Annotated in this window: 27 protein-coding genes; 10 read left to right on the top strand and 17 right to left on the bottom strand. The window is 37.5% G+C overall.

The window, feature by feature from the left end; all coding sequences use genetic code 11:
- Window positions 1-57 precede the first annotated feature (57 nt).
- The 5 genes from MKY08_RS05770 to MKY08_RS05750 form a co-directional block, all read right to left on the bottom strand.
- A complete protein-coding gene (locus tag MKY08_RS05770; RefSeq protein ID WP_069510940.1) occupies window positions 58-717 on the bottom strand; it encodes a hypothetical protein in 660 nt (219 codons plus the stop codon).
- Window positions 718-928: 211 nt separating this feature from the next.
- Window positions 929-2,338, bottom strand: a complete 1,410-nt coding sequence (locus tag MKY08_RS05765) for an NCS1 family transporter (RefSeq protein WP_069510941.1) — start codon at window positions 2,336-2,338, stop codon at window positions 929-931.
- A gap of 26 nt (window positions 2,339-2,364) precedes the next feature.
- The gene (locus MKY08_RS05760) at window positions 2,365-3,162 is read right to left on the bottom strand and encodes a carbon-nitrogen hydrolase family protein (protein WP_069510956.1); all 798 of its coding nucleotides are present in this window, start codon (window positions 3,160-3,162) and stop codon (window positions 2,365-2,367) included.
- Window positions 3,163-3,562: 400 nt separating this feature from the next.
- Window positions 3,563-4,075 carry a cysteine hydrolase family protein gene (locus tag MKY08_RS05755; protein WP_069510942.1) on the bottom strand — a complete coding sequence of 171 codons (513 nt, stop codon included), beginning with the start codon at window positions 4,073-4,075 and terminating at the stop codon, window positions 3,563-3,565.
- A gap of 85 nt (window positions 4,076-4,160) precedes the next feature.
- The gene (locus tag MKY08_RS05750; protein ID WP_069510943.1) at window positions 4,161-5,843 is read right to left on the bottom strand and encodes a sigma 54-interacting transcriptional regulator; all 1,683 of its coding nucleotides are present in this window, start codon (window positions 5,841-5,843) and stop codon (window positions 4,161-4,163) included.
- Between the two features lie 147 nt (window positions 5,844-5,990).
- On the opposite strand from MKY08_RS05750, the gene MKY08_RS05745 reads away from it, so the two are divergent.
- From MKY08_RS05745 to MKY08_RS05735, 3 genes are read left to right on the top strand one after another with little or no spacing between them, the layout of a single operon-like run.
- Window positions 5,991-6,869 carry a polysaccharide deacetylase gene (locus MKY08_RS05745; protein ID WP_069510944.1) on the top strand — a complete coding sequence of 293 codons (879 nt, stop codon included), beginning with the start codon at window positions 5,991-5,993 and terminating at the stop codon, window positions 6,867-6,869.
- Window positions 6,870-6,880: 11 nt separating this feature from the next.
- Window positions 6,881-7,216, top strand: coding sequence for a hypothetical protein (locus MKY08_RS05740; protein WP_069510945.1), 336 nt, complete (start codon window positions 6,881-6,883; stop codon window positions 7,214-7,216).
- Window positions 7,213-8,217, top strand: coding sequence for a GTP-binding protein (locus MKY08_RS05735; RefSeq protein ID WP_069510946.1), 1,005 nt, complete (start codon window positions 7,213-7,215; stop codon window positions 8,215-8,217). Before MKY08_RS05740 ends, MKY08_RS05735 begins: the two co-directional genes overlap by 4 nt.
- A 147-nt stretch (window positions 8,218-8,364) precedes the next feature.
- Here MKY08_RS05735 and MKY08_RS05730 read toward each other — a convergent pair whose 3' ends face one another.
- Window positions 8,365-8,583, bottom strand: coding sequence for a YneF family protein (locus MKY08_RS05730; protein WP_024361518.1), 219 nt, complete (start codon window positions 8,581-8,583; stop codon window positions 8,365-8,367).
- Window positions 8,584-8,683: 100 nt separating this feature from the next.
- Complete coding sequence (gene sirA, locus MKY08_RS05725) at window positions 8,684-9,109, bottom strand: sporulation inhibitor of replication protein SirA (RefSeq protein ID WP_024361519.1); 426 nt, start codon at window positions 9,107-9,109, stop codon at window positions 8,684-8,686.
- Between the two features lie 230 nt (window positions 9,110-9,339).
- On the opposite strand from sirA, the gene MKY08_RS05720 reads away from it, so the two are divergent.
- The 5 genes from MKY08_RS05720 (at window position 9,340) to MKY08_RS05700 (ending at window position 12,759) form a co-directional block, all read left to right on the top strand.
- Window positions 9,340-9,693, top strand: a complete 354-nt coding sequence (locus tag MKY08_RS05720) for an ABC transporter permease (protein ID WP_069510948.1) — start codon at window positions 9,340-9,342, stop codon at window positions 9,691-9,693.
- Window positions 9,694-9,709: 16 nt separating this feature from the next.
- The gene (locus MKY08_RS05715) at window positions 9,710-10,348 is read left to right on the top strand and encodes a PspA/IM30 family protein (protein ID WP_069510950.1); all 639 of its coding nucleotides are present in this window, start codon (window positions 9,710-9,712) and stop codon (window positions 10,346-10,348) included.
- An 89-nt stretch (window positions 10,349-10,437) separates the two neighbouring features.
- Entirely contained in the window at window positions 10,438-11,118 is a 681-nt protein-coding gene (liaF, locus tag MKY08_RS05710; RefSeq protein ID WP_069510952.1) for a cell wall-active antibiotics response protein LiaF, read from the top strand.
- Window positions 11,115-12,152: a sensor histidine kinase gene (locus tag MKY08_RS05705; RefSeq protein ID WP_069510954.1), complete on the top strand. Its 1,038-nt coding sequence runs from the start codon at window positions 11,115-11,117 to the stop codon at window positions 12,150-12,152. Before liaF ends, MKY08_RS05705 begins: the two co-directional genes overlap by 4 nt.
- Window positions 12,127-12,759 (top strand): response regulator transcription factor, encoded by a 633-nt coding sequence (locus MKY08_RS05700; RefSeq protein ID WP_024361524.1) that lies wholly within the window; start codon window positions 12,127-12,129, stop codon window positions 12,757-12,759. The genes MKY08_RS05705 and MKY08_RS05700 overlap by 26 nt, the downstream gene beginning before the upstream one ends.
- A 198-nt stretch (window positions 12,760-12,957) precedes the next feature.
- Here the strand turns inward: MKY08_RS05700 and MKY08_RS05695 are convergent.
- The 4 genes from MKY08_RS05695 to MKY08_RS05680 all read right to left on the bottom strand — a co-directional run bounded on the left by MKY08_RS05695 (window position 12,958) and on the right by MKY08_RS05680 (window position 17,749).
- A protein-coding gene (locus MKY08_RS05695; RefSeq protein ID WP_141705601.1) for an IS3 family transposase occupies window positions 12,958-14,312 on the bottom strand; the annotation gives its coding sequence in 2 pieces (ribosomal slippage) (window positions 12,958-13,859 and window positions 13,859-14,312; 1,356 coding nt in all).
- Window positions 14,313-14,383: 71 nt separating this feature from the next.
- Window positions 14,384-14,842, bottom strand: coding sequence for a hypothetical protein (locus MKY08_RS05690; protein ID WP_081327884.1), 459 nt, complete (start codon window positions 14,840-14,842; stop codon window positions 14,384-14,386).
- Between the two features lie 381 nt (window positions 14,843-15,223).
- Complete coding sequence (gene tkt / locus MKY08_RS05685; protein WP_069509891.1) at window positions 15,224-17,218, bottom strand: transketolase; 1,995 nt, start codon at window positions 17,216-17,218, stop codon at window positions 15,224-15,226.
- A gap of 297 nt (window positions 17,219-17,515) precedes the next feature.
- Complete coding sequence (locus MKY08_RS05680; protein ID WP_024361527.1) at window positions 17,516-17,749, bottom strand: DUF896 domain-containing protein; 234 nt, start codon at window positions 17,747-17,749, stop codon at window positions 17,516-17,518.
- A gap of 173 nt (window positions 17,750-17,922) precedes the next feature.
- On the opposite strand from MKY08_RS05680, the gene MKY08_RS05675 reads away from it, so the two are divergent.
- Window positions 17,923-18,435: a GNAT family N-acetyltransferase gene (locus MKY08_RS05675; protein WP_069509893.1), complete on the top strand. Its 513-nt coding sequence runs from the start codon at window positions 17,923-17,925 to the stop codon at window positions 18,433-18,435.
- 61 nt (window positions 18,436-18,496) lie between these two features.
- Here the strand turns inward: MKY08_RS05675 and MKY08_RS05670 are convergent, their stop codons facing one another.
- Together MKY08_RS05670 and MKY08_RS05665 are read right to left on the bottom strand one after the other, a co-directional pair.
- Complete coding sequence (locus MKY08_RS05670) at window positions 18,497-19,147, bottom strand: recombinase family protein (RefSeq protein WP_069509895.1); 651 nt, start codon at window positions 19,145-19,147, stop codon at window positions 18,497-18,499.
- Window positions 19,147-19,461: a LysM peptidoglycan-binding domain-containing protein gene (locus MKY08_RS05665; protein WP_069509897.1), complete on the bottom strand. Its 315-nt coding sequence runs from the start codon at window positions 19,459-19,461 to the stop codon at window positions 19,147-19,149. Before MKY08_RS05665 ends, MKY08_RS05670 begins: the two co-directional genes overlap by 1 nt.
- A gap of 166 nt (window positions 19,462-19,627) precedes the next feature.
- Between MKY08_RS05665 and lexA the strand changes: the two genes are divergently transcribed.
- Window positions 19,628-20,245, top strand: coding sequence for a transcriptional repressor LexA (gene lexA, locus MKY08_RS05660; protein ID WP_024361531.1), 618 nt, complete (start codon window positions 19,628-19,630; stop codon window positions 20,243-20,245).
- A gap of 41 nt (window positions 20,246-20,286) precedes the next feature.
- Here the strand turns inward: lexA and MKY08_RS05655 are convergent, their stop codons facing one another.
- From MKY08_RS05655 to MKY08_RS05640, 4 genes are all read right to left on the bottom strand, one after another.
- Entirely contained in the window at window positions 20,287-21,009 is a 723-nt protein-coding gene (locus MKY08_RS05655; RefSeq protein WP_069509899.1) for a gamma-glutamyl-gamma-aminobutyrate hydrolase family protein, read from the bottom strand.
- Between the two features lie 16 nt (window positions 21,010-21,025).
- Window positions 21,026-21,778, bottom strand: a complete 753-nt coding sequence (locus MKY08_RS05650) for an A24 family peptidase (protein WP_069509900.1) — start codon at window positions 21,776-21,778, stop codon at window positions 21,026-21,028.
- Between the two features lie 283 nt (window positions 21,779-22,061).
- Window positions 22,062-24,152, bottom strand: a complete 2,091-nt coding sequence (locus MKY08_RS05645) for a DUF2339 domain-containing protein (protein WP_069509902.1) — start codon at window positions 24,150-24,152, stop codon at window positions 22,062-22,064.
- Window positions 24,153-24,244: 92 nt separating this feature from the next.
- On the bottom strand, window positions 24,245-24,496 hold the full coding sequence (locus tag MKY08_RS05640) for a phage holin (protein ID WP_069509904.1): 252 nt from the start codon (window positions 24,494-24,496) through the stop codon (window positions 24,245-24,247).
- Window positions 24,497-24,528 lie beyond the last annotated feature (32 nt).

Below are 24,528 nucleotides of genomic sequence, written 5' to 3'. Positions count from 1 at the left end.
AATTCATCGTTGGCACCATCCTTTACAAGTAAATTTGCAATGCATAAGTGTTATTGTTTAGGCTGATATTTCAGCTCTTGTTATTCTATAATTCCCGCTCCCTAATAGTTGAACAGAAAGATAAGTATTATATTCTACTAAATATTTAAACGCTTTAAAATTGCCATGACTATGAACATACCAGACACTTGGATCTAGTACATCAATCCAAGTATTATGAGATTCTGAATACACCAGCCCTGTTAGCCTTGCATCTTTTGTAGCACCCATTATTTTTCCATTACTATATGTAAACTCCCCTGCTAAAACATGCTGAAAATTCCAACCTATAGTATTCTTTACATATGCGCTATAAACTTTCTTTTTGACAGCACTAGCAGCAGCAGTTGTAGATGCTAAAAATTTAGTATTTGCAGCATTATAAGGATTGGTCAAAAAAGGAGTAACTTCATAACTAGTAAAAGTCAGTTCTATAAAACCATTCTCAACACTTTTTCTAAGATAAAAACTTTCTATACCATTTGCCAATTTTTCATTTGCTTGAACTACTAATTCATCAAGAGCTTCATTCGCTTTATCAATTTCTTGAACAGTGGGAAACTCTTCTATTCCCAAATCTTCTACTTCCTTTGAAATTTCCGCTTTGGCTAAAGTAAAGCTTGCATTTGATAATAAAGTTAACAACATAACGATAAATAAAATTGAAATCTTTTTCATCAATTACCTCACCTCTTCTTAGCTTTTGCATTTTTTATTTATAATAAAAAAAAGTTGCGTTTTTTGTAAATACAATTAATTTAATTTACTGAATTTTTTATCAATTAGTGTTTTTTGATGGCTAAAATAACGCACTCCAACATAAAAATAGAGGGCATTTTTACTGTCTCTCAATCTTTTAAATCTATTACTCGCTCTCTTTTAGACAGTTCTATACAGAAATTTTCCACTCACGATTCACAGATGTGCCTAGGTACTCATCTGCGTAATTAGACTCTATTTCTTTTTGCGGGAATTTCTTTAAATACCACTGTTTCATTAGGACATAGTAAATAATTGCCGATAGAGGGAATCCGACGAAATACATATAATCAATAAACACAATCGCGAGTACACTACTAATGAGCCAGGCAATCATACCTGCCAAGTTTACACCCCCATTGAATGTGAATTGCCCATCCTGTCGATACAAATCTTTGACATGTAAACGGCGCTTGCGAAGGATGTAGTAATCACAAATAATAACACCTGCTACAGCCGACATAATGGCGCCAGAGTATCCTAAAAAACGGAATAACTGCTCTAAAATAATCCACGGTTGAAACAATGTGCCTACTACACCTGCCAAAATAACACCCCACGTATAAGACAAGTTAATGCTAGCCCCGGCATTAACAAACGTTAACGAGGCAGGGATTAAATTAGACGCTGTATTAGTCGACCATTGCGCCAATATAACGAGCAATAAAATCATCACCATCACCCAACCAGTTGCTATTTGTTGCACAACTTCAATCGGATTCCAGTTGCCAGTAGCTAAAAAACTAACGGCACCAATAATACCGATAAACGTTTGGACTGTTGGTAACGCTAACAGGTGAGGGATATAATTATTTTTATTGCGCCGGAACCAATTGCGCTCATTGACTGGTGTTTTTACGTAACGAGTAATATTCGGAATATCTACGGCAAGTAAAGACCAAAAGCCCATATTTGCCGCCATAATGAGCAACCATGTCGTTTCCGCTGAACTGCCTTCATACGTAAAAATATTTAACCCTTCTTCAGTAGCAATGCTAGTAATTTTCACAAAAATCCAAATTGAAATTAAAATAATGGAAGGCGCGGCAATAACGGCAAATCGATCGATTGCTTTAATACCAATGGCCGTATTCACGATTTGCACAGCTGCAAATACAACATACCAGACAAACCATGATTCAAAACCCGTTAAATCTGCTACGATATAGTTGATGGCTGTGGCCCCAAGATACGTTTGAATACCAAACCAAATACAAGCAACTATCCCCCTTATTAACGCCGGTATATGTACACCTACTGTGCCAAAAGGTGCTCTTAAATAAGCCGCAAACGATAAACCATGTTCTATCCCAATATCACCGGTTAAACTAGCAACAATCGCGATTAATACATTCGCAACAAAAATAGCGCCCGCTAATTGCCATAGTGTCATGGATTCAATACCATTGGCACCAATTTGGAATGTTGCAATAATGACCGCCATCCCAACCCAAATATTAAAAAACCCTAATCCGGTTATAATGCGTTCCCTTCTCAAAGTTGGAACGATATCCTTTGTAATGAGTGTGTTGCGTTTCATAAAACCCCCCTGAGTAATGAAAGTAATTATAAACTTGGATAAAATAGTACTTTATTTAAATCTCGTAAGTAAGGGACTTCTCTTCGTTGTTGAATGACTTGTTGTATATCTATAGTTGCTACAATGCATTCATCTTCTTTTGTAGCTTCGATAAGGACATTGCCTTGTGGATCAATAATTCTACTTTTCCCACCAAAATTCGTTGACTGTTTTTCAATTCCTGAACGATTGGCGGCAATTACAAAACAGCCATTTTCAATAGCTCTTGCTTTACTCGCAGTGTCCCACACATAATAACGCTTTTCGCTAAATGCCGAAGGGTAGATAAGCAGATTGGCACCCTGTAATGTTAATAATCTTGCGCCTTCTGGAAATCCGATTTCATAGCAAATTTGTAATCCCATTTTCAAATCACCTTTTTGGATAACTGACAATGTATCTCCTCTAGTAAATCTAAGATTTTCTTGATCCCAAAGATGTGTTTTTCGGTATTTCCCCAATATGCCATTTTTCGCTATGACAAAAGCGGTATCAAAAATCATACCTTCAATTTCACCTCGTTCTAAAATACAGCCGATAATTGTGATATCGTGTTGAGTCGCTATACGTTGTAAATAACTGGTTGTTTCTCCTGGTATAGTCTCAGCATATTGCCAATCTTGGTCTTCTACGCGATAACCTGTATTAAATAATTCAGGTAATACAATAAGTGTTGCTTGTTGTTCAAGTGCTTGTTTAATTAATGTTTGTGCTTTTAGTAAATTGCCTTCTTTATTGCCTAGTTCACAATTCATTTGTATAGCTGCCACTACATGTTTCAACATAATCACTCCCCATTTTTTTATAAAATCAATCACTGCTAACATCTACTACATACAATCCCCCTCCTTTTCCTTCATACATGTTTACTAAGCAAAAATCGTGCCAACCTTTTATTCATTTTCAAAAATATTGTGATAACGCGCGAATATCGCAAATTTTATAAGAAAACAATGAAGATTTTGTTATAAAGTTATGCGTTTGAGCATAGCACCGATGCAATTTTAAACGTTTGGATATAGAGGGATTACACATGGAACTAGCGCTGCTAGAAACTTTTGAATCGCTGGAAGACCATTTCTTGAGTTGAAAATGATGTCATAGAGCCTGCAATTGCACGCAAAAAAAGTGTTAGATTGATTCAGTCAATCTAACACTTTCGCCATAGCCTTATATATGTTTAAATCAAAACTCATCTTCTATAAATCTCAAAAATCTGTTGTTCCAAATATTCTCATAAAAATCAATTGTCTCTCTTGCTGTCATAAATGGATTATTTAACGTAGAAGTAGCATGACGAACCATCAAGTTTTCATATCCTAAACCATGGGCAAATTTAATCGTTGCATCCATACAATATTCTGTTTGAGCGCCGCAAAATTCTATGCGTTGCACTGCTAATTGCTCTAAAATCGTTTGTAAGTTCGTTTTGTAAAAAGAATTTGCATGTTCTTTTCTGACCAAATAATCTTGTTCTTGTACATTTAGATGAGCATGAATTGCCCAAACTTCCTCTTCTGGTACCAGTTCTTCATCACAATGTTGAACAAAAATAATTGGTTTTTGGTGTTCCCGATATAGTGCAATTCGATTATTTACTTTAGTGAGTAAATTTTGTAAATCAAATAAATGCTCTCCGCTGAAACATACACCATTTTGTAAATCTATTACGATTAAAACATCTGCATTCGCCTTCATCATGTGTTCCTCTTTCATTTGTATTTTCTCTATACTGTTTTAAACCACTCACTTCATTCATTATATACATTATTTATCCATGGCTTTATCGAATATTGAATTTAGCCATTTTTCTACTAATTGTTGACTGATTCACTTCTAATAATTTTGCCATTTCCACAGTCGATTTACATGTGTCAAATGCCAGTTGCAATAATTCCTTTTCCGCAAATTCTACACACTTTTTTAATGGCATAATGTCTTTGACTTGCACAGATTTACTATTATTTTCGTTTAGTGCTAATGCTAGCGTTTCACTTGTCATATTATTTGAGTCACTCATAACATAACAACGTTCGATTACATTTTGTAATTCTCTTATATTGCCTGGCCACTCATACTTTGTTAATTTTTCGTTAAAAGTTGAATGCAATGTTTTGGATGTATGATATTTATTATTTAGATTCGTTAAAAAATAAGTCGCTAACGGCAGTATATCTTCTTTTCTTTCACGTAAAGGAGGTAAATGGATTGGCACGACATTTAATCGATAATATAAATCCTCTCTAAATGTTCCTTTTTTAACTTCTTCAGCAAGATTTCGATGGGTTGCTGCTATAAATCGAACATTGATACGGATTATTTTAGCGCTACCAATACGCTGTAACGCTTTTTCTTGAATGACGCGAAGTAATTTTATTTGCAAAGATAGAGGCATATCGCCGATTTCATCTAACAACAATGTTCCATTATGAGCAAGTTCGAATAAACCGATTTTCCCTTCTCTATTTGCACCAGTAAATGCACCCTTTTCATAACCAAATAATTCGGATTCAAGTAAGTTATCAGGAATAGCACTGCAATTGATTTTAATAAATGGCTTGTTTTTACGCTCGCTCATTTCATGAATAAAATTGGCAAAAACCTCTTTGCCAACACCAGTCTCTCCTAAAATTAAGACGGTCGACTCTACTGCTGCCACCCGTTTGGCAAGTGCTACTGCCATTTCTAGCTGCTTACTTTGATAGATAAGCGGACTTGTTGATTGGCTATCCTCTTGGCACAGTTCATGTTGATAGTCATGAAGTATACTTGTCAAACGTTGGATTTCTTGTTGTAAATTTTTAATATTTGTAATGTCTCTAGAAGCATTGACTACCCGCATAATTTCGCCTTGTTTATTTTTAATAGGCGTTCCGACAACTAAAAGCCGTCTGTTATTTTTCGTTCGTTGAATTGTCGATATTTTCTTGTTGCTTTCTAATACTAATCTTGTAATCGAAGGTTGATATACCCCCTCTCTTTCCAGCTCTAAAACATTTTTACCTATCAGTTGTTCTTCACTTACACCCCATATTTGTTTACAAGGAGCACTCACTCTTAATGTCTTCCCTTTGTGGTCAGATACATAAAGCACATCGTAAGTAGACTCAAAAATCGCTTTTAAATCCTCGCTTTCCTCTTTATAACGCTCATACTCTTGCTGATACGGCCATGTTGAATTGATGGAAACTAATATGTAATAATTTCCTTTCTCCATCATTCTAGAAAAGAAAAATTGATATGTTTGGTCAGCGCAAATAAGCTGTTTCATTAAAGGAATCTCGGTCCTTAATGTTTCTTTTAATATCGGGAGTAATTTCCTGTGATTGATAATTTCACGATTACGTTGAATGGCTTTTTGTGCTTTGGTATTTAGCATTTTAATAGAAAAATTTTCATCGTAAATAATGGATGCCAATGGCAATTTTTCGATTATTTCGGCAGAAATTTTTATATTTCCAAGCATAGTACCTCTCCATTCTTTTATTTTTTCAGCATTATAACATAAGTGATATGCAATTATGCATATTTTCTAAATATTTTTAAAAATATATTACAAGCTTTCTATTTTTCGTTAGACTAATGGTAAAAATCATAAAGGGATGGATGCGAGATGCAAAAAGAGATTTTAGTTGCATATGGTGTTGACGTTGATGCTGTAGCAGGTTGGTTAGGGTCTTATGGAGGCGAAGATTCCCCTGATGATATTTCACGTGGTTTATTTGCAGGGGAAGTCGGTACGCCAAGACTGTTAGATTTATTCGATAAACATAACATTAAAACATCTTGGTTTATTCCTGGGCATTCAATTGAAACGTTCCCAAAGGAAATGAAAGATGTTTTTGAACGAGGTCATGAAATTGGCGCACATGGCTACTCCCATGAAAATCCTATTGCCATGACACTGAAACAAGAGGAAGAAGTATTAGTCAAGTCCATACAACTTATTGAAGAATTAACAGGGAAAAAACCGACTGGCTATGTGGCACCTTGGTGGGAGTTTTCAGATGTAACAAATGAATTATTACTTAAGCACGGCATTAAATACGATCACAGTTTAATGCATAATGACTTTACACCGTATTATGTACGGGTCGGGGATAAATGGACAAAAATTGATTATAGTAAACAAGCGGAAGAGTGGATGAAACCGTTAGAAAGAGGCGAAGAAACCGATTTAATTGAAATCCCTGGCAATTGGTATTTGGATGATTTACCGCCAATGATGTTTATTAAAAAATCGCCAAACAGTCATGGCTTTGTTAATCCGCGTGATATTGAACAAATGTGGAAAGATCAATTCGATTGGGTTTACGAAAATATGGATTATGCTGTCTTTACGATGACAATCCATCCAGATGTCAGTGGACGTCCGCAAGTATTACAAATGCATGATCGCATAATCACCTATATTAATACCCATGAACATATACGGTGGGTTACATTTAATGACATTGCGGACGATTTCGCAAAACGTCATCCGCGCATATAAGGGGTCCGTTTATGTGTATTTTTTGTGGTGATTTTATTTCGAACGTACATTGGACGGACTTTAAAAATGATGCTTCATCGGAAATTATCGTTGGTGACTTACAGCGTGTTCGACAGCAATCAAGAATAGAGCGCGTTCATTTCATCAATAAAATTTTAGTTTTCTATCAGTTAAAGCTAACGGATTGGAATGGCAGTAAATTTATTCTTAACGATTTAAAAGGCAATTCGTCCATCGTGCATGATTTAGGTACTTTATGGGTGGAAGTCGAAAAATTACTTGGCTTTGCCATTGATCCACTGAGCGCTAACCTTATGGACAAAATCGAATTGAGTGAAGATACATGAGCACAACAAAAAAAGCAGTGACAATCATTACTGGGAGCTTAGGTAGCGGTAAAACGACATTGTTACAAAACTTATTAACGCATCATCAGCTTAAGGAAAATATCGCTGTTATCGTTAATGAGTTTGGCAAAATCGGCTTAGATCATTATTTGCTAAGCCAGGCAGAAGAACAAACGGGCTTACTACAAGGTGGCTGTATTTGTTGTCAAGCACGTGAAGATTTAGTGGAAGAATTAGAAAACTACTTATTTCGTTATGAACAAGGTGAAATTGAGTTTGATCGGATTATTATTGAAACAACAGGTTTAGCTGACCCCGCTCCTATATTATTTACCATCATAACGAATCCCATTTTACAACATCACTTTTCAGTAGATGGTATCATCACGACCGTCGATGCGAAAAACGGTGCCATGCAAATGCGCCATCATGAAGCAACCGTTAAGCAAATCTCAGTAGCTGATACCGTCGCACTAACGAAAATCGATTTAGTAACAAAGGAAGAACTTGATTTTATTCGTGCTGAAATAAAAAGGATTAACCCAACCTGTACAATCATTCAAGTGGAAAATGGCAACGTGGAGCCATCCATTTTATATGTGGACAGTAAATTTTGTAACAGTCGGCTACCTAGCAACTATCAGCTACCACCTTGCAATCATACATCGCAAATTCAATCGATTTCTTTTGCTTTTTTGCAACCTTTAAATTGGAATAGTTTCGGGGTATGGCTTAGCTTATTGCTTTATGCAAGAGGAGAAAACATTCTTCGAGTGAAAGGAATGCTAGATGTCGGTGAAACAGGACCCATCATCTTAAATGGTGTTCAACATATCATTCATCCACCTATTCATTTAAGTGAATGGCCAGAAAATATGCAGATTTCACATATTGTTTTTATTATGAAAGATATCCCCACTACGTTATTGAAACAATCATTACTATCCTTTCAAACATTTCTCGGCACGGAAATCGATTTAATGGATGTACATTCCATATAGGAAATATTGTCAAGACCACCGAAGAATCGTGCTTAGATGAATCCATTCTCTTCCTTCATCTGAGCACCTTTTTTATGCACTTCTTCGAGAAACGTCAACGAAAAAAGCAACCGGTTACCTAAACCAGTTGCTCCTTAAAAACTCCAATTATTTTTGGAATTTGTTCATTTGCGTCATCATTTGGCGTACTTGCTTTTCAGACGGCGTACGACCCATTTGTGCCATCATCATTCGAATCATTTGTTCGTTAATTGGTGGGTTCTCTTTTAAATATTTCATCATAGCTTGACGTGCAAAGTAGAAACCAAGTGCTGCACCAGCTGCTAATGCGATAATTACAATAATAATCCAGCCCCATGTAGGCATACAACCAACCTCCTCCACTACAATATACCGAGAAAAAAACTCTCCACGCTCCATTATACACCAAATACTAGCGTGTTACTATATATTATAGTGAAAAATCCTAGTGCATTGTATACTTCATCGGCTTTAGCCAACCACACTCATTATCTTGTTTATTAAAGGCAATAAAACGCTCACTCATCTTTGCTAGCATTTGAAATAAGTCCAAATCAAGCATACGTGAGCCTTCGCAATAGACACAAATTTTACGATCTACTAGATAAATCGCCATTTTTCCTTTTATCGGATGTTCTAAAAATAAAGCATTACGCGCTCTTTCTAAATGTGCATATTTGGAATCTAGCTGTGCTTCTAACATGATGGCAATGTCATCGAAGCGAACAGTTTCACATATATACGCGAGTTCTTTTAAGGATTTCTCATTGGCATCTTCACAGCCTTGCATCATCTCTAACAACTTACGCTCTCTGCCGAAAATAAACGTTAAATGCTCTTCTTTTATTTTATATATGGAATAGGTTCTCACCAGAAATCCCCCTTCGCTCAGTTTCTTTAACGTAAGTATAGCGGATTGTCTCTAGTTAATTTGTCAAACGAAGGAGGCAACCATCTTCTATTTTTGTCGAAAACCTTCTACTTTCAGCTTAAAAAATAACTGCTCCGCCTCAAGACCTAGAGGAAAATCCATTTCCAGTCCGTTTTAGATGTTCTTGTAAGCAGGTAACATAAAGGTACAAACGAAAGGAGCTAAAACATATGAAAAAATTTCTTTTACTAACTGGAGGTATTATTGCAGCATGTGTCGCACTTGCCTTAATTGGACCAATTACTGGTCTAGTATTTTCAGTTGCATTCGTTGCACTAGGCATGCACTTCTACATTGGTAGTAAATCGACATTTGCAAAAATTATTTGGTTTACAGTTGGTTTAATCGGTGTACTATCGGCTATCTCTAATATCCCAGCAATGATTGGTCTTGCAGCAATCGCCATTATTTATGTGATTTATAAAAAATGGAATGGCGAAGAAGTGAACATCCCAACAATTGAAGCGAAAGAAGAAGATCCGTTTACAAACTTTGAAAAAGAATGGTCAAACTTAACAAAATAAAAGGAGCGAACTAAAAATGAACTTATTACAACGTTTTAGATACACAATTGAAGCAGACTTACATCAATTATTTGATAAAAAGGAAGAAAAAAATCCTATTGCTTTGTTAAATCAATACATTCGTGAGGCTGAAAAACAAACAGAGCAAACAGGTACATTATTAGAGCGTCAGGGCAAACTAAAAGAAAAAATGGAACTGGAGCTTAAACAAAATGCCGATTTACTAGCAAAACGTGAAGCACAACTTCAATTAGCACTTGCGAGTGGCGAGCAAGATTTAATTGATTTTGCTTCTGACGAAGTAGCAGCCTATACTGCTCGTAACCATGCATTACAGACAAGTATCGAGGTGAACACGCGTGAATACTTTGAACTTGAACGCAAATTTGAAACAATGAAACACAAAATTAAAGATATGAAAGTTCGTCAATTACAGCTAATGGGCAAAGAAAATGTTACACGTGCGCACCATCAAATGGATGGCATGATTGCAAACAACAATAAAACGAATTTCGAAGATTTAGAATCCTATATCGATAAACTTGCCCATCGTATCGACAAAGATCATGAGGTAACAACTTTCGAAGCACGCCTAGCAGCGCTTGAAAAAAATTCAACTGAAGCTGTTTCACCACTACTCATTGAAAAGAAATAACATGTTATAATAGAAAGAAATGCGCCACTAAAAGCGGCGCATTATTTCTTGTTGTAAAATATTACATAGTAGAAAGAAGGGTGACCCTATTGCAAAACTTCACAACAAATAAACTCACATTTTGGGTACTATGCTTCTTTTTACTCGTATTTGTAGAGCTAACCATTTTCAATAATGGCGGTGCTTTTTGTTTGTTAATCGGTGCTGTCCTGCTCTATTTAAGCTTTTCAAAAAACAAGCGATTTTTAAAATGGACAGGAATTTTCTTTATTGCGATTGCTCTCTTTACGATGTGGAGTTTGCGATTATTTATCGTCATACTGCTCTTATACATGCTCTATCAATACTTACAACGAGAAAACGAACCGAAAATCGTCACATTGGAATTTGATAAGTTGCCGGCAACTGAAAATGAACTATTCGGTACAATACCTGCGCCTGAAGATGCTTACAAATGGCAAGATGTACAAATTCAACGACTCGCTGGTGACATTACAATTGATACAACCCAAACAATTTTACCTGCTGGTCCAAGTCTCGTAACGATTAGACAAGGCATTGGTAAAGTACAGATTTATGTTCCTTATGAAGTTCCTTTTCGCTTACACTACACAACGCTATTTGGAGACTTTACATGTTTGCAAAGACATCCACAGCGGCTTTTGAATGAAAGTATCGTGTTCTCAGATGGCAACCCTGAGGATGCAAAACGTACCCTCGTCATTCATGTCGCTACATGGCTAGGAGATTTGGAGGTGCTACGTAAATGATTGCCTTTCTTTCTAGAGCTTTCACTATATTCTTCATATTGATTGGCGCGGCATTCGGCCTCCTTTTTGCGATTTGGGGTGAACCAAATGAGAAAGTTTGGGAACCTTTGTGGCAACAAGATTATGATAATATTCCACTAGGTGGCGTCTTTTTAATCAGTCTCTTTGCGCTTAGTTTCTTTATTGCAAGCTGGATTAGTATGACCGCACGTGCGCGTGAGGCGCAAGCAACTCGCTTTGTAAAAGAATTAATCGAGCCTGATTTCGTGTTGCCTAAAAAACATGCACTACCGAAACCACTGAAAAAAGCACTTGTCCAAACGAGCGAGTTAATTGATACACAACGAAAAAGCTTACAGCGCCTTTCCAATGAACGTGCAGAAGCCAATGATAAAGTAATTCAAGAGCGCATTATTGCCGAACGTCAACGACTTGCACGCGAGCTCCATGACTCGGTTTCACAACAATTATTTGCCGCTTCAATGTTACTTTCCGCCTTAACGGAAAGCGATGAAAATGCCAAAAGTTTAAAGCAAGTAGAAAAAATTGTACAGCAGGCTCAGCTAGAAATGCGCGCATTATTATTGCATTTACGCCCTGTTGCATTGCACAATAAAACCCTCGCCCAAGGCTTAGAGGAATTAATTATTGAACTACAACAAAAAGTATATTTTCATATAGAATATGAACTAGAAGAAATAGCTTTAACAAAAGCAGAGGAAGATCACCTATTCCGCATTGCTCAAGAAGCATTGTCCAATACATTGCGCCATTCTAAAGCAACAGAGGTTGAACTACTTCTTGTTGCCCGAGATAACCTTGCTATTTTACGCATTCAAGATAATGGTCTTGGCTTTGACGTAGAGGCGGATAAATCGACTTCCTACGGTTTACAAAATATCGCTGAGCGGGCCGTGGAAATTGGTTGTAGGTATAAAATTGTTTCGGTACCTGGTGAAGGTACAATAGTGGAGGTAAAAGTTCCACTACAGAAGGAGGTTGTTGAAGTTGATTCAAGTATTAATAGTGGATGACCACGAGATGGTACGAATTGGCGTATCTGCCTACTTGTCAGCACAGCCTGATATTACCGTTGTGGGGGAAGCTGAAAATGGCGTCGAAGCTGTTGAACGCGCGCTCGCCCTTCGTCCTGATATTATTTTAATGGACAATGTCATGCCTGTGATGACTGGAGCTGAAGCAACCGTCAAAATACTTGAAGCTTGGCCAGAGGCGAAAATTATGATGGTCACAAGCTTTTTAGATGACGATAAAGTGTATCCCGCTTTAGAGGCTGGTGCGATTAGCTATATATTAAAAACATCCAATGCCAAGCAAATTGCCGATGCCATTCGTAAAACAATGGGCGGAGAAACCGTTTTGGAGCCAGAAGTCACATCTAAAATGATGCACCGTATGCGCTATGGAACAAATACACCTCTTTATGAGCAATTAACTGAACGTGAAATGGAAGTTCTTTTGTTAATGGCAAAAGGCAAGGCAAACCAAGAAATTGCGGATGACTTATATATCGCCTTAAAAACAGTGAAAACCCACGTCAGCAATATTTTAGCCAAACTAGACGTTCAAGATCGAACACAAGCTGTCGTCTACGCATTCCAAAATGGTTTAGCAAAGTAATTTTTATTAAAGTCGCCAGGTTTGTGGCGATTTAGACTGTTTTAATGGCGGTTTGCTGGTTTTTAGTGGCGATTCCTTCTGCTTTTGTGGCGGTTCGCCGAGGTTTAGTGGCGATTCGTAACATCGAAATGATCAAAAAATACCGCAGCGCTCAATAAGAGTGAAGTGACCCCTAAAAGTTAGACACGGTTATTTCATTTAGGCAGCTTGGATAAACTGAGTTCGGTATTGCACCGGACTCAGTTTTAATTTTGCCTTGATACGTTTTGTGTTGTAATAGTTCATATATTGTTCTAATTCTATTTTAAACTGCTCCACACTTTCGAATTCCTTTAAATAAAGGAATTCGGACTTCATTATGCCAAAGAAATTCTCCATTACGGAGTTATCATGACAATTCCCTTTACGTGACATACTTTGCACAACACCTTTTGCTTTTAGAGCGTGGCGATATTGCTTCATTTGATAATGCCAGCCTTGATCGGAATGCATGAGTAGTTTATGTTCTTCTGGCAAGCGTGCTAAAGCCTTCTCCAACATCTCTGAGACCAATGAATAGGTAGGTCTAGAGCCAATTGTATAGGTGATAATTTCTCCGTTAAACAAGTCTAAAACAGGCGATAAATAAAGCTTTTCGCCAAATAATTTAAACTCAGTAATATCCGTTACCCATTTCTCGTTTGGGGCATCGGCTTTAAAGTTACGATTTAAAATATTATCCGCAATTTTGCCAACTGTCCCTTTATAAGATTTATACTTTTTCATTCTTACTATGCACTTTAAACCAAGCTCTTTCATCATGCGTTGTACTTTCTTATGATTCACCTTTTGCCCACGATTCGCGAGCTCATCACGAATGCGACGGTAGCCGTAACGACCCTCATGTTCGTTATAAATTGCTTGAATTTCGGCCTTTAACTCGGCATCTGAATCTGGTCGATTCATCTTCTTCACTAAATCGTAGTACGTGCTACGTGGAATCTTTGCGAATGCCACGAGAGCCTTCACCGGGTATTTGTACCTTAGTTCATAGATGACCTTTACTTTGTCTTCTTTGGTGATTTTTCCTTGGCTTGAACTAAGGCATTCAACTTTTTTAAATAATCGTTTTCCATACGTAGTCGGTCGATTTCTGCTCGAAGTGCTTCCGGTGAGCCCTCTACTAGTACTTGTTTTGGTTGTTTGTTCGTTTCTTTTTTCATGGATGGACGCCCCTTTTTCCTTGACTGAAGGGCATCGAATCCTTTTGTTTCAAATTGTTTTCTCCAAACACATAGGGTTGAAGGAGCCACTATATGAAAAATAGCAGCTGTTTCAGTTAAGGATGTACCGTGTTCAATCATAAAATTTAGTACGTCTAGTTTAAACTGTGCAGAGTAATTTGTATATTGTTTTACAAAAGCATCAACACCACGTTGTTTATAATGTTTCACCCAAGTTAAAAGATTAGGGTGTAAAACGCCTATTTCTTTGGCAATTGATCTCGCACTTTCATTTCCATTTAAATATCTTAAAACAGCATTTAACTTTTCTTCTCCACTAAATTTAGCCATATAAAAACTGCACCTCCAATTGTTAGATGTGTCTAACAATTGGGGTGCAGTTCAGAGCTTGCGGTTTCTTTTTAATTATTTGTTTGTTTTAATCTAGCTAATAAATCAAATAAACTCCAATAACCTTTTATTAAATCCTCATTTGTATTTCCATTCAAAGCAACGCCAAAAGTAGTACCTTTATAATAACCGATAAAATAATCTTGAGCGTGATTTTTAAACGTATTTTCGTACGTGTGGTTAGGAATAATAAAAGCTGAAATAGCTTTGTCTGACTGAACAAATACAATCGGTATAGAGGCATCTAAATAAAATTGAGTATACTGTTCGTCGGAAGCTTCTTGTAAATAATCTTTCGTAATCATAATAGCATCAAAAGAATCTTCATTTTGTTTATGTAAATCTTGTAATATTATTTTTTTAAATTTTATATTGTTTTCTTTAATTAACGAAGGTATTTCCCCTACAATCCCAATTTCTATAATTTCATGTTTTTTGACGATATTTACTTCTTCATTTGAACATCCCACTAAATAAAAAAGCTAAAAAGTATTTTTTAATCATTTAAGCTCACCTTTTACATTTTTTTATGCTTTATGATAAAATTTCTTTTAATAATATTATCATATTGAAAGGATTGAGGATAAGCGGATAGTAAAAATTTTGACGGAACAATCAAAGTAGATTTGGGTAACACAGAAGGATATGGCTTACCATGTACAAGTAGCCAGCTTTTTTCATTGTTGTAAAAGTAAACATCGCCCGTAACGGAAATCAACGGTAGTTGTCATCTACATATATTTTTAAAATAAAAAAAGGACTGTAGACAATCTCGAAAATTTCCGAGTTTGTCTACAGTCTGACCGCAACGCTTAATAAGAGCTTGCGGTATTTTTTATGGAAGCCAATTCTTATAGTGCTTTAACTTTTGCTACAACGTTTTCTACAGTGAAACCGTATTTTTCCATAACTAACTCACCTGGAGCAGAAGCGCCGAACTTGTCGATTGCAAGAACGTCACCTTCAAAGCCAGTATATTTGTGCCAACCGAATGATGCACCCATTTCGATTGCTAAACGTTTTGTAACAGCTTTTGGAAGAACTGATTCTTTATATGCTGCATCTTGTTTTTCAAAGCGATCCATTGAAGGCATTGATACGACTGCAACGTCCATACCTTCAGCTTTTAATGCTTTTTGCGCTTCAATTGCAAGTGAAACTTCAGAACCTGTTGCAATTAAAATAGCATCTGCTACTTCTTTCGATGCAGGTGATACAGTGTAAGCACCTTTTGCTACACCTTCACGAACTGTTTCGATTGACGCGTCAAGCACTGGTAAGTTTTGACGAGATAATACTAATACAGTTGGTGTTTTTTCTGATGATACTGCAAGCTCCCATGCAACTGCTGATTCATTTGCATCTGCTGGACGAACAACAGAAAGGTTTGGCATTGCACGTAATGAAGCTAAATGCTCGATTGGTTCATGTGTTGGACCATCTTCCCCTACTGCGATTGAGTCATGCGTGAATACATATGTCACAGGAAGACCCATTAATGCAGAAAGACGTACAGCTGGACGTACATAATCAGAAAATACGAAGAATGTACCACCAAAGACGTTTAGACCGCCGTGAAGCGCCATACCGTTCATTGCCGCGCCCATAGCGAATTCACGGACACCAAACCAAATATTGCGACCTGCATAGTCATCTGCAGAAAAGTCGCCTGCGCCCTTCATCGTCGTTTTGTTAGAGCCAGCAAGGTCGGCTGAACCACCAAAGAATGATGGTGTTTTCTTGGCAATTGCATTGATTGCATCGCCTGATGAAGAACGTGTTGCCACAGATTTACCCGCTTCATATACTGGTAATTCTGAAGCGAAATCTTCAGGTAGTTTCCCATTCATTGCATTTTCAAATTGCGCTGCTAATTCAGGGAACTCAGCTTTGTAAGCTGCGAACTGCTCATTCCAAGCTGCTTCTGGCTGTGCACCTTGCACTTCAGCTGCTGCATTGAACGTATCATATACTTCAGATGGGATTTGGAATGGCTCATGTGTCCATTCGTAAGCCGCTTTTGTTAAGACAACTTCATCCGTACCTAGTGGCGCACCGTGAGAATCTGATTTTCCTGATTTGTTTGGTGAACCGAAACCGATGACTGTTTTCACTTCAATCAGTGTTGGCTTGCCAGAAGATTTTTTTGCTTCTTCAATAGCTTGGTTAACAGCTTCTACATCTGTACCGTCAGCCACTTTTAAATAGTTCCAGCCATATGACTCAAAACGTTTTTGTACGTTTTCAGAGAATGATTTTTCTAAATCACCATCTAATGAAATATCATTTGAATCGTATAACACGATTAATTTTTCAAGTTTTAAATGTCCAGCTAATGAAATCGCTTCAGCTGCAACACCTTCCATTAAGTCGCCATCACCACAAAGCGCAAAAGTATAGTGATCGACAATTTCATGTCCTGGTTTATTATAAGTCGCTGCTAAATGACGCTCTGCCATTGCCATACCAACTGTCATCGCAATCCCTTGTCCAAGAGGACCTGTTGTTGCCTCTACCCCAACCGTATGACCGTATTCTGGATGTCCTGGAGTTAATGAATCCCATTGACGGAAGTTTTGAATCTCTTCCATTGGTAGGCCGTAACCGCCAAGGTGAAGTAGGCTATATAAAAGCATAGAGCCATGACCTGCTGAAAGTACGAAACGATCGCGGTTATACCATTTTGGATTTGCCGGATTATGGCGAAGTTGTTTAGTCCAAAGCGTGTAAGCCATTGGCGCTGCCCCCATTGGTAAGCCTGGGTGACCTGAATTTGCTTTTTCAATTGCATCAATTGACAATGTTCGGATAGCATTAATCGCTAGTTGGTCCGCATGTTGAGTCATTATGTTGTGACATCCTTTCTCGTCCTATATATTGTTCTACTACAGTTTAGTCAACATTGTCCTAGAAAACAATGCTTTTGTTATACTATTTGAGATTTATGACATACTTTATCATCATTCTGTAACTTAGACATAGCAATGATAGAAATAATAACAAAATTACTGCTTATTTTGGAGGAAGGTTTAACAAATAAAAAAAGAAACCTTCTTCAATGATGGCAAGGATTTTGCTAGAAATCCATAGTGAAATGTCCACGCGAAATGCATTTGCTTACATCCTGTATGAAATGTGTCATATTAATTTAGAAATTTATTTTTTTTCGCTTGTTTTACCTTCTCAGGCGTTACGTCATTACCTTCTTGATCGACAACTTTAACATTTTCAATTGTATTGCGCATTGTTGCTCTAAATGTATCTAAATATTCTTTGCGAAGGGACGTACGCTCTTTCGCTTCCTCCTCTGTTAAACTGCCCGCTTTGGCTTTTGCTGCTAGTTCATTAATGCGATTAATTTTTTCTTTGGATAACATCGTTACACACCTTTCAATACCTTGATGACTTCAGTATGCAAAGTATAGCATGCTTTCCCTTAAAATGCAGTTATACCAACCCTTAATCACACACCTTAGCCATAATTTACATGACTTCCAAATGTTAGTCGTGTATAACTATTAATAATGAATACTTATTGGGGGGAAATAATGTGAACATTACAACACAGCGATTACATATCCGAAAATTTGAAATACAAGATTGGCGGGCTGTTGTTAACTATATGTCCGATCAAACAGTGATGCACTATATGCCAGAAGGCGTTTTAACTGCAGAACAAGTGCAAAAATTTATTTCCGATAATCGTGACGAAGCAAAGCATTTTGCCATTGTTTTACGTGAGCAGTCACAAGTTATCGGTCATCTCGTATTCCATCCTTACTTTGGCGAGCATACATATGAAATTGGCTGGGTGTTAAATCCTGCATATTATCGTAAAGGCTATGCGTCAGAGGCAGCACAAGCCCTATTAAATTATGGCTTCACGAAAATGAAGCTTCATCGCATCATCGCCACATGTCAGCCCGAAAATATTGCATCCTATCGTGTTATGGAAAAAATCGGTATGCGTCGTGAAGGATTTTTCAAAAAATGTATACCTTATGGTGACGATTGGTGGGATGAGTACTATTACGCTATTTTGCAGGAAGAATGGCAAAGTTGAGCTCTCTACTACCCTTCAAGACTAGAATAAAAAAAGACTAGCAGTGCAAATTATTTGCCTGCTAATCTTTCTTGTGTTCTTGATAGCGCCTATGTACGGTTGCTTTACTAACTTCGAAGCCGAGACCTCTCATTGTCATTGCAATTTCTTCAAAAGTAAAGCCTCGGTTTCGCAACTTCACAATTTCTTCTATCGGTACTTCCTTGCGCTCCTGACCATTTGGATTGCCACGATTGGACAAGTTATTTTCTGGACGATAGCCATTTTCTACTGCTCGACGCATACCGCGGCGAATTTTCGCATTATGAATTTTACGCTGATACTCCTCTACAATCGCTAATATTTCAAGCAACATCGTGTCCATCTCATTTAATTGGACAGGCCCCGCATCACGCATCGAAAAAACATCTGTTTCTGTTTTTTGCAATAAATGGAGTACAGCCATTCGGGCATTCCCACGCCCTAAACGTGTTTCATCTTGTACAAATAATGCTTGAATTTCGTTTTCTTTAATAAAATCGAGCATCTCAAGTAAACCTTCGCGTTCCACATCATACCCACTATGTTTGTCCTGAAAAACCTGTATCACTTCATAGTTTTGTTCCTTTGCATAACGCAGCAATTCTTCTTGTTGTCGTTCTAATGAAGAACTTTGGGTCTCTTTTTCCGTGCTCACCCGGCAGTAAAGTACAGCCGTTCGTTTTTTATTCATCATTTTCCACTTCTCGCAATTTCAATAGAATTGGTGGGCTTCGTATTGTCACCCACTACTGGTATAACGAGCGATTTCCCTGCAACAATATTAACGCTATGTAATTCGTTCTCGGCTTTCACTAGTTTAATCCAGTCATCCGTACCCATTTTACCACGGTATTGTTCGGCTAACGACCATAAGCTATCGCCATGCTCTATATGAATTTCAGTGTACGTAATATCTCCAGGATCAGTTATAAAAAGATAACTTGCAAATAATAAAATTACGCCCAATAAAATTGAAATATGTGTATTTTTTTTAAACCAATCCATGCATCATATCCCCTTTTTTAGAATGTTTGTTCGGAATGTATGTTCTTATAATAAAGCGAACAAACGTTTTTGTCAAACACTTTTCGAACCTATGTTTGCATAAGTGTTCGCATTCTGCTATACTATCTAGTAAGAAGAATGATATGAAAAAAAGAGGTGAGCAATCATGAAAAAAGTTTCGAAAAGACAAGAAGACATACTGGCGTTTATCAAAGAAGAAGTACGCGCAAAGGGCTATCCACCATCTGTACGTGAGATTGGTGAAGCAGTTGGACTTGCATCAAGCTCAACAGTTCATGGACATTTAGCTCGTTTAGAGCAAAAAGGCTTTATTCGACGAGATCCTACTAAACCGCGTGCAATTGAAATTTTAGAGCCTGAGGATTCAATTCAAAAGCAAAGTGTTATCCATGTACCACTTGTAGGGAAGGTTACTGCTGGATCACCAATTACAGCGATTGAAAATATCGACGAATATTTCCCTTTACCGGATATTTACGGGACAAGCGAAGATCAGTTATTTATGTTAGAAATCATGGGTGAATCGATGATTGAGGCAGGAATTTTTGACGGGGACTTAGTCATCGTCAAGCAAAAAGCTACAGCCGATAACGGTGATATCGTCGTAGCCATGACCGAAGAAGATGAAGCAACTGTCAAACGCTTCTTTAAAGAAAAAAATCATTTCCGCTTACAACCAGAAAACGCTACAATGGAACCGATTATTGTAGACCAAGTTTCGATTTTAGGACAAGTTGTCGGCTTATATCGCCGTGTACATTAATGCATTCTTATACTAATTCCACGACAAAAGAGAAGCATTCACTATGCTTCTCTTTTATATAACATGCTCGCTTTAACGAAAGCTGAAAAAAGTTTTTGCGCAGCAATATCTCCTACAATTGCCTGTTCTTCTGGGTGCCACTGAACTGCCAGACAAAACGGAAATTCTTCATGGACCACTGCTTCGACTAGACCGTCACTCGATTTTGCTGCAACGACTAGCTTCTCCGCTAAGACATTTACTGCTTGATGATGAAAGGAATTAACAGCAATTTTTTCTTCTTCAATAATTGTTTTTAACAATGTATGGGGTGTTATGTGAACATAATGTGTGGCAACACCACGAGCCGCTTGTTGTGCATGTTTTAGCAGCTTACTACTATGATATTCACTATCAACATCTTGGTATAACGTTCCACCCAATGCAACATTGAGCATTTGAATACCACGACAAATTCCGAATATCGGCATTTTCCTTGTAAAGGCTGCGTTAAGTAAAGCCAGCTCCACCTTATCTCTTTCTGGGTGTATCTGTCCTAGCTTTGGCAAAGGTTCAGCACCAAATTCAAATGGATGAACATCGTGCCCACCCGATAAAAGTAAACCATCCGTTAACGATAGAATTTGTGCCGCATCTTCCTCTACCCCCAGCGGAATAATAAGTGGGATGCCACCAGCTTCAATAATGCTATTGCTATAGGCTACATTTAATCTCGATGATAAATCGTCTTCCGCAAACGCCGTTATACCTATAATTGGTTTCATCTATCTATCTCCTTCCTTACCATAATCCTACATACCACTGTACTATGACATTTCCATAGAAATAAACTATAACCGCCGCTAGTGCGATGGAAGGGCCAAATGGAATCGGCGTTTTTCTACCTTGCTGCCGCACTTGAAGCACAATTATACCGACAACCATTCCAATGAAGGCTGCTATAAATAATGTCAATAGTGTGTTGATTGTCCCTAATACAAGGCCAAGTAAAAAGAATAATTTTATGTCGCCGCCACCTATCCCGCCACGCGACACAACTGCGATACTATATAATATGCCAAAGCCAAAGACAGCACCTACAATACTATCCCACCACGGCGTTAAAGGTGCTAGCATACGCCCAATCACTAATAATGGCAAAAAGCACAAGAGCACTTTATCCGGCATAAGCATATAGGCAATATCCGATACAACAACAATCACCAATAATGAAATTAATAATAAAGCTACGATAAATTCTTCACTAAATCCAAATTGCCAATACGAAAAGGTAAATAATATCCCTGTTAACAGCTCCATTAGCGGATAAATCCATGAAATTTTTTGCCCGCAGCTACGACATTTGCCTCTTAAAACTATATAGGACAATACCGGTATTAAATCTTTAGGCGTCAATTGCCTCTGACAGGTCGTACAGTGTGATGGTGGTTGGATTAGCGACTCCTTCATCGGCACACGTAAGCCTACCACATTAAAAAAAGAACCAAATACAAGCCCAAATACGAATACAAGTATTGTATAAGCCATTTCCATTTTTATTACCTCCTAAACTAACATAGCGCTTATTGTCCATTATCAAAAGGTTGTGACCTCGACGGTCGCGGAAATAGTAAACTCTACATTTTTCTGGTGTTTCTGACTCGTGTTTGAATTCAATACAAGTGAACTGTAATGATAAAATTCTACAGCTTCTATCCATGTTCCTGTCACCTTCATATAGAAATGGCACGTCTTTGGGGCACTTTTTTATGGACAAAAATTTTCACGGTAAAATAAAAGACCATTTACTAGTCACACTAGTAAACAGTCTTTATTTTTATTTCCTCAACAATCGGCCAGACAGTAGCATGCCGATGCCACCGATTGAGATGAAAAGTATTGCACGTATTAATAAATCGAGTGCGGATAAGTCAAAGAAAATTAGTTTTATAAAGGCGATGGCTAATATGACAAAGCCGGAAAGTCGCAGTATTCGTAATTGACGTACCACGCCGAGCCATAATGATAGGCTTGCCGTTAGGAATAACGTAATTGTTGTTAGTGCAATGCTAAGCTTCCAATCTAGTAAGTCGTTATAAGCAAGTTGTGACACAAGACCACATACTGCTAGCATCGCACTTACTACACCTACACTAACAATGGCATCTAAAAATTTCGGCATATAGTCTTGATAGATTCGATAAATACGTCCCTTCATGAGCAAATCAAGGATGATGGCCTTAATCGTAGCAATGAAGGTTAACCGTGTCATAATATTGAGCCATTCAATCCCTTGTATATTAGAAGGAATAACGCTTAACATAAATGTAAATAACAAGAATAATACAGTCAGCACTGGCGTTAATGCCCGCCCTTTAAATGCTACTGGTAGCAACAGTGACCCTACAAACAACAATACAATGCTGATACTCATTAGATGCGGGGTATTACTAGGACTTACAATATAAACACTATCCAACTTACCTATATAAGCGATAAAGTAACTAGCTGTAATAACTGCTAATAAATCAAGCACATATAAATCTTTCATCCATTTCTCAAAGGCATTTAATGTTTCTTTAGGACGTAGTGCATACATATAAATAATGAAGAGATATACCCCTGGCATCAATAAGGCGAGATGTTCTATACTAAAAAATGGGGTTGGCTCGTGTATAACAAAGCTAACAATCAGTGCCATGAAAAACCCTATTGAACTGACAACTTTCATCACACTTACTCGAAGTCGTAAGCTCATCATAACGCCTGCAAATAGTATGAATGGAAGAAGTAAATCATCCACTTTTTCTGGTAGATTCATAATCAATAGCGTATTACAAAGTGTAATAAATGCGAGTGTTACGGCACTATCAAATGCCTCCTGCCATTTTTGCTTATAGCCATAACCCGCTATAACTATAAATAACATACATAATCCAAACAGTAGGAGCTCTTTATAGTCAAGTGGACTACTTATCAAGTTCATCATTAGTAAGCTAAAGACCCCTAAACTAAATTGCAATCCAACATAAATGTGCTTCCATTTCGATTCAGCATTATACAAGCGACACCAACTCGTGTAGAAAATAGCAAGTGTCATAAACAAACCTAATGCAAACATTCCTTGGTTATCATTATTCATAAAGGCGACAATACCAATTGCCAAAATTGAGAAAAAAGTAGCGACATACAGCGCAATCTTTTGTTTATGTTGCAGAATAACAAATTGCAACATTGTAAACAGGACAATGACAAAGAATAATATAATATATGTGCTAAAATCCATGTATTCTAGTAAATACGGTAATAACAATGAGGTAAAGGCGACAAATAAAGTAAGCACCTCATTTTTCTTTAGATAGCTGATGGCTATGCCATAGCCAATGAATAGGATGGCAATAAACAATGCTAATGTTAAACCTAATACATCATATAGCATAGCACCAGCAGCAGTAGTTAATATACCTACGATAAATGCCCCTCCATATAAGGAAATGGTTACGGCTGGTGACCCTAGCTTTCTACGTTCTACTACATAGGCTATGGTTGCTAATGCGATGGATAATAAATAAGCGAGGATGATTTTCACCTCGTTTGATAAGTAGCCATAATCACTAACTAGTTTTAACCCCCATAACACGCCCAACACTAAAATAACCATAAATACTTTCGGAAGCGCCCACATAATTTGCTCCTCGATTGAACGCCCTTGTTGTACATTTGTTTTCGGTGTTGGGATTGGCGGAGTTGGTGGCGTTGGCTTTGTTTTTAAGGTTGGTAAGGCTGATTGGACAGTGATGGATTTGTTCATGTTTTGTATCGTTGTTTTTTCTTGTGACTGTTGGTGCTTTAACTCATCCATTTCTCGGCGTAACACTACCATCTCTTTTTCTAGCTTAGCAATTCGCTGCTCCATTTCTAGCGACAATTCATCATCCCCCTTAGCGATTAGAATTTTCTTACATTATATCATATTCACTTTTATTGTAAAATTACACTTTATATAAATATCATTAAATTTTATCGAGGTTTTCGATACATTAAGGCACGTTCACTATCACTAGTACCACTCGTAGTCGGATCGACAACAACCCCCATTAAAACAAGAATCGATAACACTGTATTCAAAATGGACGTTAGTTGCTCACTCATTGCACTTGTTAAATCATAGCCAAACAAGGCACCCACTTGTTGAGCGAGTAGTAACAGCATGGAAAATAGCACCAATAAAAACGGCTTATGCATGAATCGAATCTTCCAGTTAATTCTCATAATTGCTCACCTCCCCCCCTCCTCACCACAGT

It is taken from the genome of Lysinibacillus sp. FSL M8-0337, from assembly GCF_038593855.1.
GTDB classification, from domain to species: Bacteria; Bacillota; Bacilli; order Bacillales_A; family Planococcaceae; genus Lysinibacillus; species Lysinibacillus sphaericus_D.
Note: the sequence above shows the minus strand (reverse complement) of the source record. Positions and strands in the feature narration are given on the sequence as shown.